18 protein-coding genes, 1 tRNA gene and 1 pseudogene are annotated in these 17182 nt (G+C 43.7%); 13 read left to right on the top strand and 7 right to left on the bottom strand.

All coding sequences use genetic code 11. The features are described from left to right. Window positions 1-784: 784 nt before the first annotated feature. Window positions 785-1021: pseudogene (locus tag QF117_RS18815) on the bottom strand (transposase); the annotation flags it as partial. 178 nt (window positions 1022-1199) lie between these two features. On the opposite strand from QF117_RS18815, the gene QF117_RS18810 reads away from it, so the two are divergent. Next, window positions 1200-2225, top strand: coding sequence for a Fic family protein (locus QF117_RS18810; RefSeq protein WP_282387573.1), 1026 nt, complete (start codon window positions 1200-1202; stop codon window positions 2223-2225). A 257-nt stretch (window positions 2226-2482) separates the two neighbouring features. Here QF117_RS18810 and QF117_RS18805 read toward each other — a convergent pair. The 5 genes from QF117_RS18805 to rpsU all read right to left on the bottom strand — a co-directional run bounded on the left by QF117_RS18805 (window position 2483) and on the right by rpsU (window position 7181). Further along, window positions 2483-2558: transfer RNA gene (locus tag QF117_RS18805), tRNA-Ile, on the bottom strand. Between the two features lie 143 nt (window positions 2559-2701). Beyond that, window positions 2702-4555 (bottom strand): RNA polymerase sigma factor RpoD, encoded by a 1854-nt coding sequence (rpoD, locus tag QF117_RS18800; protein WP_282387571.1) that lies wholly within the window; start codon window positions 4553-4555, stop codon window positions 2702-2704. Between the two features lie 98 nt (window positions 4556-4653). Next, a complete protein-coding gene (gene dnaG / locus QF117_RS18795) occupies window positions 4654-6405 on the bottom strand; it encodes a DNA primase (protein WP_282389525.1) in 1752 nt (583 codons plus the stop codon). 89 nt (window positions 6406-6494) lie between these two features. Beyond that, window positions 6495-6938 (bottom strand): GatB/YqeY domain-containing protein, encoded by a 444-nt coding sequence (locus tag QF117_RS18790; protein ID WP_282387570.1) that lies wholly within the window; start codon window positions 6936-6938, stop codon window positions 6495-6497. A 27-nt stretch (window positions 6939-6965) separates the two neighbouring features. Continuing rightward, window positions 6966-7181 (bottom strand): 30S ribosomal protein S21, encoded by a 216-nt coding sequence (gene rpsU / locus QF117_RS18785; RefSeq protein WP_004396009.1) that lies wholly within the window; start codon window positions 7179-7181, stop codon window positions 6966-6968. A 257-nt stretch (window positions 7182-7438) separates the two neighbouring features. On the opposite strand from rpsU, the gene tsaD reads away from it, so the two are divergent. Then, entirely contained in the window at window positions 7439-8464 is a 1026-nt protein-coding gene (gene tsaD / locus QF117_RS18780; protein ID WP_282387568.1) for a tRNA (adenosine(37)-N6)-threonylcarbamoyltransferase complex transferase subunit TsaD, read from the top strand. Window positions 8465-8498: 34 nt separating this feature from the next. On the opposite strand, the gene plsY is transcribed toward tsaD, so the two are convergent. After that, the gene (gene plsY, locus QF117_RS18775; protein WP_282387567.1) at window positions 8499-9110 is read right to left on the bottom strand and encodes a glycerol-3-phosphate 1-O-acyltransferase PlsY; all 612 of its coding nucleotides are present in this window, start codon (window positions 9108-9110) and stop codon (window positions 8499-8501) included. Window positions 9111-9340: 230 nt separating this feature from the next. Here plsY and folB point away from each other — a divergent pair, with 230 nt between their 5' ends. The 11 genes from folB to rpoS all read left to right on the top strand — a co-directional run bounded on the left by folB (window position 9341) and on the right by rpoS (window position 17168). Next, entirely contained in the window at window positions 9341-9694 is a 354-nt protein-coding gene (gene folB / locus QF117_RS18770) for a bifunctional dihydroneopterin aldolase/7,8-dihydroneopterin epimerase (protein WP_282387566.1), read from the top strand. Continuing rightward, window positions 9691-10185: a 2-amino-4-hydroxy-6-hydroxymethyldihydropteridine diphosphokinase gene (folK, locus tag QF117_RS18765; RefSeq protein WP_282387565.1), complete on the top strand. Its 495-nt coding sequence runs from the start codon at window positions 9691-9693 to the stop codon at window positions 10183-10185. Before folB ends, folK begins: the two co-directional genes overlap by 4 nt. A 10-nt stretch (window positions 10186-10195) precedes the next feature. Then, on the top strand, window positions 10196-10999 hold the full coding sequence (locus QF117_RS18760; RefSeq protein WP_282387564.1) for an undecaprenyl-diphosphate phosphatase: 804 nt from the start codon (window positions 10196-10198) through the stop codon (window positions 10997-10999). Window positions 11000-11194: 195 nt separating this feature from the next. Further along, window positions 11195-11476 (top strand): cell division protein FtsB, encoded by a 282-nt coding sequence (gene ftsB, locus QF117_RS18755; RefSeq protein ID WP_282387562.1) that lies wholly within the window; start codon window positions 11195-11197, stop codon window positions 11474-11476. Window position 11477: 1 nt separating this feature from the next. After that, on the top strand, window positions 11478-12203 hold the full coding sequence (gene ispD, locus QF117_RS18750) for a 2-C-methyl-D-erythritol 4-phosphate cytidylyltransferase (RefSeq protein ID WP_282387560.1): 726 nt from the start codon (window positions 11478-11480) through the stop codon (window positions 12201-12203). Then, on the top strand, window positions 12194-12667 hold the full coding sequence (gene ispF / locus QF117_RS18745; protein ID WP_282387558.1) for a 2-C-methyl-D-erythritol 2,4-cyclodiphosphate synthase: 474 nt from the start codon (window positions 12194-12196) through the stop codon (window positions 12665-12667). The genes ispD and ispF overlap by 10 nt, the downstream gene beginning before the upstream one ends. A 100-nt stretch (window positions 12668-12767) precedes the next feature. Continuing rightward, window positions 12768-13808: a tRNA pseudouridine(13) synthase TruD gene (gene truD, locus QF117_RS18740; protein WP_282387556.1), complete on the top strand. Its 1041-nt coding sequence runs from the start codon at window positions 12768-12770 to the stop codon at window positions 13806-13808. Between the two features lie 12 nt (window positions 13809-13820). Then, the gene (gene surE, locus QF117_RS18735) at window positions 13821-14582 is read left to right on the top strand and encodes a 5'/3'-nucleotidase SurE (RefSeq protein WP_282389524.1); all 762 of its coding nucleotides are present in this window, start codon (window positions 13821-13823) and stop codon (window positions 14580-14582) included. Beyond that, complete coding sequence (locus tag QF117_RS18730; RefSeq protein WP_282387554.1) at window positions 14579-15205, top strand: protein-L-isoaspartate(D-aspartate) O-methyltransferase; 627 nt, start codon at window positions 14579-14581, stop codon at window positions 15203-15205. The genes surE and QF117_RS18730 overlap by 4 nt, the downstream gene beginning before the upstream one ends. Before the next feature lie 2 nt (window positions 15206-15207). Beyond that, window positions 15208-16083 (top strand): peptidoglycan DD-metalloendopeptidase family protein, encoded by an 876-nt coding sequence (locus tag QF117_RS18725; RefSeq protein WP_282387553.1) that lies wholly within the window; start codon window positions 15208-15210, stop codon window positions 16081-16083. Window positions 16084-16154: 71 nt separating this feature from the next. Further along, window positions 16155-17168, top strand: a complete 1014-nt coding sequence (gene rpoS / locus QF117_RS18720) for an RNA polymerase sigma factor RpoS (protein ID WP_282387551.1) — start codon at window positions 16155-16157, stop codon at window positions 17166-17168. The last annotated feature ends 14 nt before the right edge of the window (window positions 17169-17182 follow it).

Here is a 17182-nt window from a genome sequence, read left to right as displayed (position 1 = left end):
TTTTAGAACTGACAACGGGTTTTTTGTGACTATTCTCTCATCATCGTAATGATTTTGTTAATTTTAGGTGACTGGCATCAAGTTGTTAGCATGTAATTAACTTACAAAATAAGAAAAAACAATAAGTCAATAAAATCATGCGTGATAAATGTCTCTATTTTTGATTTTTTAATTAAAAATAAATTGTGATAAAAGTCACCATTATTGCTATTTATGATCTTTCTGTGACCTTTAATGTGATTTCGGTCGGTATTTTTTACTTTGGGATTCATTTTATCTTGAAATTTCACAACTCATAGATTCTTAATGAAAGTTAATGACAGGTGAAGATGCATTGATTTTGTGAATGCTTAGTAGTGAGTAGTGAATAGTGAATGATGATAAATAGGCAGTCGCTTTAGGGCGATTATTGTTGATGACATAGGGGAGGTTACAAGAGTTTCTCTCTAGCTTTATCGAGAACGAACCAGTCGCACACCTTCTCGATGCGATCTTGCCCCTTTTTTTGTAACTAAATCAATCACTGCTCACAAAACGTCCAACTGTAATATTAATTAAGGAAGATTGTTGTTACTTTGGATCTGCGTTAAAACGCTATAAAAATAATGACATTACCTTTGTTTGCTGAGCTGGAATTGACGGGAGCTAATCGCTCCCGTCGTTGTATCTGGTGTACAGTATCTGTAGCAAAGCAAAATGAGGGTACAACAGATAAAAGGCCTGAGAAGCACAAACGCTCTCAGGCCTTTTATATGTTGTTTACGACACAGCGAACCAATGACTTTACCGCTTTTTTTTCGATAACGTCTTTAATAATGGAGTGATCAAAACTCAAATGTTCGTACATTTGTTTTAATCATCGGTTCTCTTCTTTAAGCTCTTTCAATCGCTTCATATCCGAGCTATTCATACCGCCGTATTTGGAGTAACAGTTATAATATGTAGCATCTTAAATACCGTATTCCCGACAGACATCAGATGCTTTTCGGCCAGCTTCAATTTCCTTCAAGATCTTAACGATCTACGATTCTGTATAGCGTGATTTTTTCATCAGCGTTCTTCATTTGGTTTATTGCTTAGTTAACCATTTTTAACCTGAAATCACGACTAAGTAAGCGATTAACTACCGATCAAGCTAGCGATCAAGTAAGCGATCAAGTTAAGCTATAGTGGCAAACATAATAAAAAAGAGAATAGAAATGGCCTATACACCCCCTTTTAGCATTAGTAATGACATCCTAAACATGGTTGCTGAAATTAGCGGTTTACTTGGTCGTTTAGAAGTCACCAATCCAGATTTTCTTTCGCCTCAACTGAGAAGAGACAACAGGATTAAAACCATTCAGGCTACACTGGCGATAGAAAATAATACGTTATCACTAGAGCAAGTGACGGCTGTTATTGAAGGCAAGCGAGTTCTAGGCCTACCCAGAGAAATACAGGAAGTAAACAATGCGTTTTCTGCTTATGAAAAACTGGCTGCTTGGTCTGCTACCTCAGTGAATGATTTATTAAGTGGGCATGGTCAGCTTATGTTTGGTTTAGATGAACAAGCAGGTTGTTTTCGTCGTGGTGGTGTTGGTATCTATCGAGGTGATGCACTAATACATATGCCACCACCTGCTGATAGAGTTCCTGTTCTTATTGCGGAACTCTTGGATTGGTTAAATCGTACCGATGTTCATCCTTTGATTGCTAGTTGTATCTTTCATTATGAATTTGAATTCATTCACCCCTTTGCTGATGGCAATGGAAGGATGGGAAGGTTATGGCAAACGCTAGTGCTTAGTAAGTGGCAACCACTATTTGCTTATGTACCCGTTGAAACCGTGATTAGAGATAAGCAAGACGACTACTATCAAGCATTGTCTGAATCTGATCGCATTAGTGAGGCGTCACCATTTATAAGCTTTATGCTAAAAGCGTTGTTGACGGCATTGTTAGAGATTGATAGCCCTGAAAATATCAATGCTTATGCTCCTCAAGAGGCGTTCGTCGATGTGTCTATTGAACTCTTGAGTGTTTTAAATGAGCTTGGGCATGCGACGTTTGTTGAGATGATGCAAGCTGTTGGTTTAAAGCATAGACCAACATTTAGAAAGAAATACCTTAAACCAGCGTTAGATAATGGGTATGTTGAGATGTTATACCCTGATTCACCCAACAGCCCAAAACAAAAATATTTACTCTCTAAAATGGGTGCCATCTACTTAAAGAGTAATTGACGTTTGCTCGGTTACTATCTGGCGTGTGCTACGACGATTAAAAGAGACTCAAGACCTTGATGATATCGCTCAATCAATCGGTGAAGCGGCGGATGTTGGTAACTGGAAAATGTTTACTTAACAGGTGGGGGTGTTCTGCGTGCGTAAGGAACAGGTTTTTCAGCCACACTATGAAATGTTACACCCGTAACTACACCCATAATCATTAGATGCAAAAAAGGCGTAGCAGGTATTAACCTTCTACGCCTTTTCTAATTTGGTGGCCCCTCCCAGATTTGAACTGGGGACCGAACGATTATGAGTCGTGCGCTCTAACCACTGAGCTAAGGGGCCGAATTAGGTGAACGATTATAGGGGAAGGAAACAAGCATGTCTACCCACTGCAGTGGGCAATTGCGCTCAGTTTTTATCCACTTAAACCAATCAGATACAAAAAAGGTGAGCTTTCACTCACCTTTTCTTATATTGACGACGAATTACTCATCTAGGAAGCTGCGCAGGGTTTCTGAGCGGCTAGGGTGACGAAGTTTACGTAAAGCTTTTGCTTCAATCTGACGGATACGTTCACGAGTAACATCGAACTGTTTACCCACTTCTTCAAGCGTATGGTCCGTGTTCATGTCGATACCAAAACGCATACGCAGAACTTTTGCTTCGCGAGGTGTTAAACCGGCAAGCACGTCTTTTGTTGCGCCACGTAGACTGGTTGATGTGGCTGAGTCTAGTGGTAGCTCTAGAGTGGTATCTTCAATGAAGTCACCTAGATGCGAATCTTCGTCGTCACCGATTGGTGTCTCCATAGAGATTGGCTCTTTGGCAATCTTCAGTACTTTGCGGATCTTGTCTTCAGGCATTTGCATGCGCTCAGCAAGTTCTTCCGGTAACGGCTCACGGCCCATCTCTTGTAGCATTTGACGAGAGATACGGTTCAGTTTGTTGATCGTTTCGATCATGTGAACCGGAATACGGATAGTACGAGCCTGGTCAGCAATTGAACGAGTGATTGCCTGACGAATCCACCAAGTTGCGTAAGTTGAGAATTTGTAACCACGACGGTATTCAAACTTATCAACCGCTTTCATCAAACCAATGTTACCTTCTTGGATAAGATCCAGGAATTGAAGACCACGGTTTGTATACTTCTTAGCAATCGAGATGACTAGACGTAAGTTTGCTTCAACCATCTCTTTCTTAGCACGGCGAGCTTTCGCTTCACCTATCGACATACGTCGGCTAATGTCTTTGATGCTTTGAACCGTTAGGTTTGTTTCTTTTTCGATGATCGACAGTTTTAGAATCGAACGACGAATCTCTTCTTCGCTGCGTTTCACTTTTTCGGCATATGGCTTATCAGAAGCAAGTGCCTCGTCTAGCCATGCGTCGGAAGATTCATTACCAGTGAAGAGGGCAACAAATGATTTCTTCGGCATTTTACCGTATTCAACGGTTTGACGAATGATCAAACGTTCTTGAGTACGAACGCGATCCATAGAGGTGCGCAGTTCATTCACTAAGTAATCAAATTGTTTAGGCGTTAAGCGGAATTCGGCAAAGACTTCTTGAAGAAGCTCTGTTGCTTTCGATGCTTTACTGCTGTCAGCGCCATGTTCGTTAATCGCGAGTTGAAGGTTCTGATAGGTATTGCGTAGTGAGGTGAACTTTTCTAAAGCAAGTTCAGGGTCAATACCTGTATCTTCCTCTTCTTCTTCCTCAACGTCTTCTTCGTCTTCTTTCTTCTCGCCATCTTCGTCAGCAAGATCTGTTTTCGCTAACTCTGAACCAATGTGGGTGGCGGTTGGCGCTGCTGTTCCATCGTCGTTCGGGTCAACAAAACCATTAATCAGGTCTGTTAAGCGAAGTTCTTCAGCTAAAACACGATCAAATTGCTCTAGGACGTAAGGAATGGTGCCAGGGTATTCAGCAACGGCGCTTTGAACTTGGTTAATACCATCTTCAATGCGTTTCGCGATATCAATTTCACCTTCACGCGTCAGAAGTTCAACGGTACCCATCTCACGCATGTACATGCGGACAGGATCGGTTGTACGACCAATTTCGCTCTCCACGCTTGATAGCGCAGCAGCAGCAGCTTCGGCAGCATCTTCATCTGTGACAGTGTTGTCTTCATTCAGCGCAAGATCATCAGCATCAGGAGCAGTTTCTACTACCTTAATGCCCATATCGTTGATCATTTGAATGATATCTTCTACCTGTTCAGAATCTACAATTTCTGCTGGCAGGTGGTCATTTACTTCGGCGTACGTCAGATAGCCTTGCTCCTTGCCTTTGATGACAAGTAGTTTTAGCTGTGACTGCGGATTTTGATCCATAGACGGTATCCAACTTCGTATCTAGTGACGGATTTGGTATGCGAAATGCAAACCACGAGTAATAACAAATCGTTCCATTGCTAACCAAGGCAATAGGGTTACGCTTTTAAATCTAGCATTAGCGCTAGTAGCTCCCTTTTTTCGTCGGCTGATAAACCGATACTTCTTGCTTTGGCTTGTAGGTTTTCAATTTGTTTTTCAACACACTGGGCCAAAATTTTGTCCAGTGAGTCTAAAAAAATGTCTTCTTGATTGTCTTCATTTGCAGGGATCTCCCAGCTGGCGAGACGAGACAGAAGTGCCTCATTTTTACTGTTGCGCCATTGTTCTAACAATTGGCCCGTGTTGATATGGGGATGCGTTCGACAGTATTCAAGGACTTCTACCAATAAAGTTAACCCAGGTAGTGATATTTCTCTCACAGGGGAGAGATCGGGTACCATATCAGCATAGCTCGGATTTTGAATAAGCAAAGCGATAACTTCTCGCATTGGTGTGCGCTTGATCTCTTTATGCGGTTGAGGTCGCGTTTCTTTTGTGTTTGCTTGTCGACGCTTTCCTTGGCCCATAAAGCCAGTCAGTTTATCCAGCTTTTCATCCAACTCTTTTTGTAAGCTGGCATCCGGGATTTTATCTATCAAATTGTTAGCAAGTGTGCGTAATGTTGACTTACCTTCACTGGTGCCTAGGTTAATATTCTGAGTGCTAACCAAATTATCAATTAAATAGTCAGACAGGGGGCTCGCCTGGTGAATCTCTTTTTCGAACGCTTCTTTGCCATGTTTACGAATAAAGCTATCAGGATCTTCACCATCGGGCAAGAATAGGAACTTAAGTGTATGACCACTTTTGAGATAACTCAGCGCATTTTCTAGAGCCCGCCAAGCGGCTTCACGCCCAGCTCGGTCACCATCGTAGCAACAAACAACGGTATGAGTTTGTCGAAACAGCACCTGTAAGTGATCGCCAGTGGTCGATGTTCCTAGCGAAGCCACAGAGTAATCGACTCCATATTGTGCGAGGGCAACGACATCCATATAGCCCTCAACCACTAAGATTTGTGGTGGCTCTCGATAGGCTTGCATGACTTCATAGAGCCCGTAAAGCTCTTTGCCTTTATGGAATATTGGTGTTTCAGGGGAGTTAAGGTACTTTGGCGTACCATCGCCTAAAACCCGGCCACCAAATCCGATGACTCGCCCACGACGATCATGAATCGGGAACATAATTCGACCACGAAAGCGATCGTATCTATTGCCCTTGTCGTTCTCAATCAACATGCCGCCAGTGACGAGCATATCTTCTGCGTGACGCTGTTGACCAAAATTCTTGCGGACAGAATCCCACTCATCGGCGACATAACCGATACCAAACTTTTGAACAATTTCACCGGATAAACCGCGCTCTTTTAGGTAATCAATGGCGACTTTACTGTTCGCACTTTTTAATTGACTACGATAGAACTGTGAAATACTGCCCATCAAATCATACAGGTTACGTTTTTGTTCTGTGTTGACTGTCGGTTGATTGCTGACATTGCCGCTTCTTTGCTCTCGAGGTACGTCTAAACCTAAAAAAGAGGCCAGTTCATCAATGGCTTCAACGAACTCTAAGCGTTCGTATTCCATCATGAAGTCGATAGCGTTGCCATGGGCACCACAGCCGAAGCAGTGATAGAACTGTTTTTCTTGGCTTACGCTAAAAGAGGGGGTTTTTTCGTTGTGGAATGGGCAGCAAGCGCCGTAGTTCTTACCTTTTTTCTTAAGTTTCACGCGTGCATCGACAATGTCGACAATATCAAGTCGAGCAAGAAGGTCATCGATAAAACTTCTAGGGATGTGTCCTGCCATAAAACCTAAGAAAAAAGAAAAGATTACATTAGATACAAACAAGCCGTGCGTCCAAAGGATAGCACGGCTTGCTGCAATATGATTTGGGTTTAAGCGAGTTTAGCGCGAACTAAACCACTGACTTTACCCATTTCTGCACGCCCTTGAATCTGAGGTTTTAACACACCCATCACTTTGCCCATGTCTTGCATGCCCGCAGCACCAGATTCTTCTATTGCATTAACAATTAATGCAACAACTTCATCTTCAGTAAGCGGTTGAGGCATGAAGGCCTCTAACACAGTGATTTCAGCTTTCTCAGTATCAGCCAAATCTTGACGATTAGCCGATTCAAATTGAGCGACAGAATCGCGACGCTGTTTAACCATTTTTACCAGAATTGCAATAATGTCATCGTCGGTCAGAGTGATCCGCTCGTCGACTTCACGTTGCTTAATTGCTGAAAGGGCTAAACGAATAGTGCCAAGGCGCGATTTGTCCTTGGCTTTCATCGCTAATTTCTGCTCTTCTTTGAGTTGGTCAATAAGAGCCATAACTGGATTCCTTATGGGATTCAGTTATTAGTACAGGCGAACGCGACGAGCGTTTTCGCGAGCTAGCTTCTTAGCGTGACGCTTTTGAGCTGCTGCTTTAGCGCGTTTGCGAACTGTAGTAGGTTTTTCGTAATGCTCACGACGACGCACTTCAGAAAGGATACCTGCTTTTTCACAAGAGCGCTTGAAACGACGTAGTGCAACGTCGAACGGTTCGTTTTCACGTACTTTAACTATTGGCATATGCCTTTCACCTCAGGGGTTATTCATTATCGCTGGTCATTCATCGCCAAATCAGAGAAGTTACCCATCGAGCTAACTCTCATTTATGTTTGGTCGCTAACCAGCTTGATCAAAAATGGTGCGGAATTTTAATCCGATCACCTTAGCTTTGTAAAGCGTTTTATCGATTATTGTCTGTACAAAATTTGTTTGCAAAGCCAAGGCAGGGTAAGATTGCCGCAAATTCCCTCCATAGATAAAAGCATACAGAGAAAAATATGCGCATTATTGGTATTGAAACCTCGTGTGATGAAACGGGGATTGCGATTTATGATGATGAAAAAGGACTCTTAGCTCATAAGCTTTATAGTCAAGTAAAACTGCACGCTGATTACGGTGGTGTGGTACCAGAGCTTGCATCTCGCGATCACGTAAAAAAAACCATTCCATTAATTAAGGCCGCATTAAAAGAAGCGAACTTAACATCAAAAGACATTGATGGAGTCGCATACACTGCTGGGCCAGGGCTTGTGGGTGCATTGCTTGTTGGCGCGACCATTGGGCGAAGTATTGCGTACGCTTGGGGTGTGCCTGCGGTTGCTGTTCACCATATGGAAGGGCACTTGTTGGCACCTATGCTGGAAGAAAACCCGCCGCCGTTTCCTTTTGTGGCTGTGCTGGTTTCTGGTGGTCACAGCATGATGGTGGAAGTACATGGTGTAGGCGAATACAAGATTCTTGGTGAATCGGTGGATGATGCCGCTGGGGAAGCGTTTGATAAAACGGCGAAACTCATGGGGCTAGATTACCCAGGTGGACCGTTATTAGCCAAATTGGCCGAGAATGGCACCAAAGGGCGTTTCAAATTCCCTAGGCCGATGACCGATAGACCGGGTCTTGATATGAGTTTTTCAGGTTTGAAGACTTTCACTGCCAATACCATTGCAGCTAACGATAACGACGACCAAACTCGTGCCGACATTGCGTATGCGTTCCAAGAAGCCGTGTGTGATACGTTAGTGATTAAGTGCAAGCGTGCATTACTTCAAACAGGCATGAAGCGCATTGTGATTGCAGGTGGCGTGAGTGCGAATAAACAGCTTCGTCAATCTCTTGGTGAGTTGGCAGAAAAAGTGGGTGGTGACGTTTATTATCCGCGTACTGAGTTTTGTACTGATAATGGCGCCATGATTGCTTACGCGGGTATGCAGCGTCTTAAAAATGGTGAGACCAGTGATTTGTCGGTGCAAGCGATACCGCGTTGGCCTATTGATCAGCTTAAACCGGTTCGCTCAAATCCATAACGAGTGAAAACAAGATGTTTGTTCCAAGGTCTCATTATGAGGCCTTTTTTAATCCCTGTTTTTTCTCGCCCACTTTGGGTTCGGTGCCGTCCAATAAACGTCGAATATTTGGCCCATGACGAAACACAATTAAGCAACATAACATGGCCACAGGCAAGGTATATTGGGGCTTTATCAACCAGGTATAAAATGGGGTGAGAAGTACGGTAACCAGCGCCGCCAGAGAAGAATAACGAAATACAATCGCGACCGATAACCAAGTCAATACAATGAGGCCGGTGAGCCCTAGACCAATGGGAGCTATCGAGCCTAAGGCTGTAGCGACCCCTTTCCCCCCTTTAAAGTGAAAGAAGATAGGATACATGTGGCCAAGGCAGGCTGAGATCGCCACGATGCCCAAAAGAAAAGAATCTATATCGAGGAAGTAGCCACCCCATACTGGAATGGTCCCTTTCAACATATCGCACAATAACACCGCTACTGCTGCCTTTTTTCCACCTACTCGTAGTACATTCGTCGCGCCTGGGTTTTTTGAACCGACCTCTCTGGGATCTTGAAGACGCAACACACGACAGATCAATACCGCACTCGAGATCGATCCGAGCAGATAGGCTGAAATGATCAATGTGAGAACAAGTGGGCTCATGCAGTGTTTACTCGTGTAAAGCCCTAACTTATATAGAAGTTAGGAGAGTTAGGTAATAATAAAGGAGCGCTATGAAACAGATGCTCTAAAAGCAAGTAGTTGTTATCATATCGTGATTCATACCATCACACTACTCTCATATGAAGAAGTGAGTGTGATTGATTACCTCAGGATAGTAAGTTGTTTCGACTCACTTAGGTATCCGACCTCTACAAAGGACAGACTCCATCATGGATAAAGTATTTATTGAACAGCTAGAAGTGATTACGACCATCGGTGTTTACGACTGGGAGCAAGAGATCAAACAGAAGCTCGTTCTTGATATCGAAATGGCCCACAATAATCAACCTGCGGGAAAAAGTGATGATGTTGCGGATGCTCTCGATTACTTTGAAGTGAGTCAGGCTGTTTTAAAGCACATTGAACAAGGAACGTTTTTGTTGGTTGAGCGCGTTGCGGAAGAAGTGGCGGAGCTGATCATGGGGCGCTTTAATGTTCCGTGGATCAAAATACGCTTAACCAAGCCTGGTGCGGTTGCTCAAGCTCGAGGTGTGGGAGTGATCATTGAGCGAGGCAAGCAATGATCACCGCATACATTGGTGTAGGAACCAATGTAGAACGTGAAAAACACGTCGAGGTGGCGGTCAAGGAACTTTCTTTGTTAGGTGAAGAGCTAAGGCTATCGACGATCTATCAATGTGCGCCAGTTCATTTTGACGGGGATGATTTTTTTAATCTTGTAATAGAAATGAAAACCGCACTTTCTTTAGCGGAACTTTCACAAGCATTACGTAAAGTTGAAATGCGTTGGGGTCGATCGGAGTTTGCACAAAAGTATCAAGATCGAACTTTAGATCTTGATATCATTTTGTTTGGGGAAGAGGTGAGCGAAAGTGATCCGCAATTACCAAGAAGTGACATATTCAAATACGCATTTGTTATTCAACCACTTTATGAATTGTGCCCTGATTTACACATTCCATCAGATGGAAGAACGGTCCAACAGGTTTGGAACCAGTCCACTGATTCTGACACGTTAACCGGTATTGAACCCTGGTTTGAACTAAAGAAATAATGAGATTTTAATGAGTTATATTGAAGCTTTTGTCCTTGCCCTTATTCAAGGACTCACGGAATTTTTACCTATTTCCAGCTCTGCGCATTTAATTTTACCTTCTGCTGTCTTGGGTTGGGAAGACCAAGGCTTAGCGTTTGATGTCGCTGTTCATGTGGGCACATTAGCCGCAGTGATCATCTATTTTCGTAAAGAAGTGATCTCACTACTCAGTGCTTTTTTAGGATCCATCTTTAAAGGCGAACGAAGTAAAGAATCAAAGCTGGCATGGATGATCATTCTAGCGACGATCCCCGCCTGTTTATTTGGTCTGTTCATGAAAGATCTGATCGAAATATATTTACGCAGTGCTTGGGTTATTGCTACGACGACCATCGTCTTTGGTTTATTGCTTTGGTATGTCGATAAAAATGCCACTTTGGTCGACGATGAATATCAAGCTGATTGGAAAAAGTCACTGTTTATTGGTGTTTCACAAGCCTTGGCAATGATCCCTGGCACCTCTCGCTCTGGCGCCACTATAACAGCGGCAATGTATTTGGGGTTTACTCGTGAGGCGGCGGCTCGATTTTCATTTCTTATGTCGATTCCGATCATCTTACTGGCTGGCGGCTATTTAGGGCTAAAGCTTATTTCCAGTGGTGAACCAGTTCATTTAGGTGTGCTGATGACAGGAATCGTAACGTCATTTGTCAGTGCTTATGTCTGTATTCATCTATTTTTGAAACTGATTTCACGTATGGGTATGACACCGTTTGTCATATACCGCCTCATACTGGGCTTCGGATTGTTTGCATTTTTACTATTCAACTAGTGCTTAATGCGTCTGTTGTACTTCGGTGGCGCTCGTTAAAGAGCGCTACTTTCTAACGGATCCCTTGTTTGTTCCACCCCTTATGTAGCGATCCTTGCTTGTAACGATCCTTAGTGTGTACGACCTCGCTTGAAAAGCGTCATTGTGGTATATATGTTGCCTTTCAGTCTCTTTCTTCTGTACTGCGTTACGATTATGCGAATTTTTGTTTTGACCTTAACACTCCTGTTCGGCTGGCTACAGTATACATTGTGGTTTGGCAAAAACGGCATTATTGATTTCAATCTAGTGAATAGTGAGATTCAAGCTCAGCATCGAGTGAACGATAATCTTCGTGCTCGTAATGATGAAATGTTTGCTGAAATTGATGACTTGCGCCAAGGCTTAGATGCCATTGAAGAGCGAGCAAGGCATGAGCTTGGTATGGTAAAAGAAGGAGAAACTTTCTACCGCTTGATTGGAGAGGAATCACAGTAGAATGCCAAATAAACATTCCCCAAACTCCATCGTAGCTATTGTGCCTGCTGCGGGCGTGGGCAGCCGAATGAAGGTTGATCGTCCGAAACAGTATTTAACGATAAACGATACGGCCATTTTAGAACACACCGTCCTTAAGCTACTTTCTCACCCTAAGATTGATACCGTGGTCATCTCGGTGACAGATGGCGATCCTTATTTCCCAAGTTTATCCATTGCCAATCAATCGAATGTCATCCGTGTTAGTGGCGGAAAAGAGCGTGCTGACTCTGTGTTATCGGCTTTAGAGTATGTCAATCAAAAAAACGTATCTGAATGGGTGTTAGTCCACGACGCTGCGAGACCCTGCGTACAACTCAAAGATATTGACCGTTTGATTGAGACGGCGTTAGCCCATGATGTTGGCGCGATATTGGCTTGCCCAGTACGAGATACAATGAAACGCTCCGATAGTGCCAATAATATCGACTCAACCGTAGATCGAAATAACTTATGGCATGCATTAACGCCACAAATGTTTCGAACAAGCTCGCTCTATCATGCGCTCGATGACGCGTTAAAAGCGGAAGCAACCATTACCGATGAAGCGTCGGCAATGGAGCGGCTCGGCCTTGCGCCTGCGTTGGTGCATGGCCGTTCTGACAATATTAAAATCACTCAGCCGGAAGACTTGTCTTTGGCTGAGTTTTATTTAAGCCAAAATAAGGAAAAAGAGTCATGCGAATAGGTCATGGTTTTGATGTGCATAAATTCGGTGGTCAAGGCCCCGTTATTATTGGTGGAGTCGCGATTCCTTACGAACAAGGGCTCCTTGCCCATTCTGATGGTGATGTCGCTTTACACGCATTAAGTGATGCCTTACTGGGTGCGATTGCCGCAGGTGATATTGGGCGTCATTTTCCCGATACCGATGATAAGTGGAAAGGTGCTGATAGCCGAGAGCTGCTAAAAGATGTGTATCGCCGAGTGAAAGAGCAAGGTTATATACTGGGTAATGCAGACATTACTATCATGGCTCAATCACCAAAAATGGCGCCCCACATTGAAGCGATGTGCGCAGCGATAGCTCAAGATTTAGAAACGGATCTTGGCAATGTCAATGTGAAAGCAACAACGACAGAGCGACTTGGCTTTACTGGACGGAAAGAAGGCATTGCGTGTGAAGCGGTTGTATTGCTCATGAAAAAATAACACCACTCGCCAAACAAAAAAGCATGATGAATAGAGTATCGCTGGCAGTAGCAGTACTTTAAAACCCAATTTAACAGTCACACGGTGACGGAAGAAAACTATGTCAGATGTTTTATCTCAGTTTCATTACTTACACGGTAAACCAAGCGCAAAAGCAAAACTCAAAGCCAAAGCTGCAGATTTTAAAGTCAGCGAAGATCTCGGTTATGAGTTTACCGGCTCTGGTGAGCATCTGATGATACGCATACGAAAGACAGGAGAGAACACCAGCTTCGTTGCCAATGAACTTGCTAAGGCCTGTCAGGTCAAATCTAAAGATATTAGCTGGGCTGGATTAAAAGATCGCCATGCAATAACAGAGCAGTGGCTCAGTGTTCACTTACCGACAGGTGAAACCCCTGATTTCAGTGTTTTTTTGGCTCAATACCCAAGCATTGAAATATTAGACACTCAGCGCCATAACAAAAAACTTCGTCCTGGTGACTTAGCGGGCAATGATTTTGAGATAACCTTGTCTGACGTCACGGATGTTGAACAGGTGATTGAGCGCATTGGAAAAATAGAAAAATTGGGTGTGCCAAATTATTTTGGTAGTCAACGTTTTGGTCATCAGGGAAATAATCTTGAGGAAGCCCGTCGTTGGGGCCGTGAAAATGTTCGAACACGCAATCAGAATCAGCGTAGCTTGTATTTGTCATCCGCACGTTCCTGGATTTTTAACAAAATCGTGTCAGCTCGCATAGAGCAAGGTGTCTTCGATACGTTACTGGTGGGCGATGTCGTTTCAGGTGGTGAATCGGGCTTAGTGACCGAGGACAATATCGCCTCATTACAGCAAGCTCTGAACAGTAAAGATATCCAAATTACAGCAGCGATGGCGGGTGATAATGCGTTGCCAACGAAGGGCAAAGCACAACAACTAGAGCAGCCTAACCTAGACAGTGAATCCGACTTAATGGCTTTGATTCGAGGCAATCGCATGCGACACGATCGCAGAGCTGTGCTTTTGCAGCCGAAAAATTTTACATGGACACATAATGAAAATAGCGTGACATTAACGTTTTCATTAGATTCAGGGAGTTTCGCTACCTCTATTGTTAGAGAGCTGGTGGAAGAAGATGTTGTTGAAAGAGTCTATTAAGGCAAAGTGATGATGAAGCCCAAGCTGAAAATACTACTGAGCAATGATGATGGCGTGCATGCGCAAGGTATTCATGCCTTGGCCAATGCCCTGAAGGATTTTGCACAGATTATTATCGTAGCCCCAGATAGAAATCGTTCAGGGGCATCTAACTCATTAACGTTAGAGCAACCATTAAGAGTGAATGAAATAGCGCCATCAATCTATTCTGTACAAGGAACGCCTACTGATTGCGTGCACTTTGCATTGAACGAATTGATGAAAGATGACCTTCCTGACTTAGTGTTAAGCGGCATTAACCACGGTGCAAATCTTGGTGATGATGTGCTCTATTCGGGCACGGTCGCTGCGGCAATGGAAGGGCATTTCTTGGGGGTGCAGTCGATCGCTTTTTCATTGGTTGGAAAAGTGAATTTTGACGTTGCGGCGCAAGTGGCTAGAACTATCGTAGAGCAACATATTGCATGCCCTATTCCGACGAATCGACTGCTTAATGTCAATATTCCAGATGTCGATAGCCACCAAGATTTAGAGATTAAAGTGACACGATTAGGTGCCCGTCATCACGCTGAGAATATGATAAAGCAGCAAGATCCGCGTGGGCATGATATTTATTGGTTAGGCCCACCAGGAAAAGAGCAAGATGCTGGTGAGGGAACGGACTTTTATGCTGTAGATAAACGACAGGTTTCAGTGACGCCACTTCAAGTGGACCTCACCGCCCACGAATCTTTACGAGCTATGGAACATTGGTTTAAGGAAAAAGCACTATGACAAACCCACATGCAGACAAGCTGATAGAGTTTCTTGTCGCGAGTGGTATTAAAGACCCGCGAGTATTACAAGCCATTCATAACCTTCCGCGAGAGAGCTTTGTGTCTCAGGCGATGATTCACCAAGCGTACGACAACAATGCTTTACCTATTGGGCAAGGGCAGACCATCTCTCAGCCTTACATTGTTGCGAAAATGACAGAATTACTCGGTTTAGAAAGCAACAGCAAGGTCTTAGAAGTCGGCACGGGTTCAGGGTATCAAACGGCCGTATTGGCGCAATTAGTCGATCATGTTCATTCCATTGAAAGAATTAAAGCGTTGCAATGGGATGCCAAAAGACGTTTAAAGCAATTGGATCTGTATAACATCTCCACCAAGCATGGTGATGGCTGGAAAGGGTGGGTCAATAAAGCGCCATTTGATGCCATCATTGTTACCGCTGCTCCAAACCGCGTCCCTGAGGCACTGTTAGAGCAACTAGCGGAAGGAGGAAGAATGATCATTCCTGTTGGAGAAGAGGAGCAGCAGCTCATAAAGATCACTCGCCAAGGGGATGAGTATCTCTATGAAAACATAGAGATGGTACGTTTCGTTCCTCTCGTTGCCGGTGACCTTGCTTAACGATGAAAAGCTTAGTCCGGAACTTAGTCGTCATTGCTTGTGTCAGTGTTCTTATCGGGTGCTCGGCAAGAAACCCTGCGCCTGTCTCTGGACTAAATAAAGATTACAACAGTGTCTCTCGTGGCAGTTATCGCGGCAGCTTCTATGAGGTGAGCAAAGGCGATACGCTCTACTTTATCAGTTATATAACGGATAAGGACGTGAATGAGATAATTCGCTATAACAATTTAAAAGAGCCTTATACGATCCATCCAGGGCAAAAACTAAACTTATGGCGTAGTAACTATGTGGCCCCAGCCTATGGTGGAACAGGGGCGGGAGCCGCAACGGTTGCCAGTGTCGATAAATTGAGCAAGAACTCTAACCAAACAAATACTTCAGCAAAGACTAAAGTAGTACAAAAAGATCCGCCAAAGAAGGTTGAACAATCAAAATCAAAGGAGTATGTTAAATCTACAGGGCAACAAACTGTTAACAAAGTAGCGAACACAACAAAGACAAAAAGCGAAAAAGTTAACAGCTGGATTTGGCCAACCAAAGGGAGAATAATTAAAAAGTTTTCTGCTGGAGAACAAGGGAATAAAGGCATTGATATCGCAGGACAGCGTGGTCAAGCTATCGTTTCAACAGCAGGAGGAACCGTTGTTTATTCAGGCAATGCATTACGAGGTTACGGCAATCTAGTGATTGTAAAACATAATGATAATTACCTCAGTGCATACGCTCACAATGATCGGTTGCTTGTACAAGAAGGACAGAGTGTAAAAGCAGGTCAAAAAATAGCAACAATGGGCAGTTCAGGGACCAGCAGCGTTCGATTACATTTTGAAATTCGCTACCAAGGTAAGTCGGTGAATCCAAATCGCTACTTACCGTAATTTTACTTTATGGGTAATTTAGCGACATTAAGAAGTAGTAATGTCTTGCTAGCTCGCCAGGGGGAGGCGCTATGAGTATCAGCAATGCAGCAGTAAAAATGGATGAGTTGGATTTAGAGATAACCGCGAAGGAAATCGGTAAACCTAAAAAACAACCCGCCAAAACCAAAACAACAGCCAAAGCTAAAACAACAGTAAAAGCGAAGACCGCAGCCACTGAAGAAGTTGAAGTGTCGAGTAAAAGCTTAGATGCGACACAACTTTACTTGGGTGAAATCGGTTTTTCTCCACTACTCACCGCAGAAGAAGAAGTCCTTTTTGCTCGCCGAGCACTCCGAGGAGATGAAGCAGCACGTAAGCGCATGATTGAAAGTAATCTACGTCTTGTCGTGAAAATATCTCGCCGATACAGCAATCGCGGCCTAGCATTACTCGATTTAATTGAAGAAGGTAACCTTGGATTGATTCGTGCGGTCGAAAAATTTGACCCTGAAAGAGGCTTTCGCTTTTCAACCTATGCCACCTGGTGGATCCGACAAACAATAGAACGCGCTTTGATGAATCAAACTCGAACTATTCGTTTACCTATCCATGTTGTCAAAGAACTGAATATTTATCTGCGCACGGCTAGAGAGTTGTCTCAAAAGCTTGACCACGAACCGACTGCAGAAGAGATTGCTTCAAAGCTTGATAAACCTGTAGAAGATGTCAGTAAAATGCTGCGCCTAAATGAACGCGTGAGTTCTGTTGATACCCCTATCGGTGGTGATGGCGAAAAAGCATTGCTGGACATTATTCCTGATATTCATAATTCTGATCCCGAAGTTTCAACTCAAGATAATGATATAAAGGCTTCTTTAGTCAACTGGCTTGATGAGCTAAACCCTAAGCAAAAAGAAGTGCTTGCGCGCCGATTTGGCCTTCTAGGGTATGAGCCATCAACGTTGGAAGAAGTCGGACGTGAAATAAACCTGACTCGTGAAAGAGTTCGTCAGATACAAGTGGAAGGCCTACGTCGATTACGTGAAGTATTGATTAAGCAAGGGCTTAACATGGAAAATCTATTCAGCGTAGAAAATGAATAACAGATCACCGTTTC

It is taken from the genome of Vibrio sp. YMD68 (assembly GCF_029958905.1).
Classification (GTDB): domain Bacteria; phylum Pseudomonadota; class Gammaproteobacteria; order Enterobacterales; family Vibrionaceae; genus Vibrio.
This window is presented reverse-complemented; position numbering and strand designations above follow the sequence as displayed.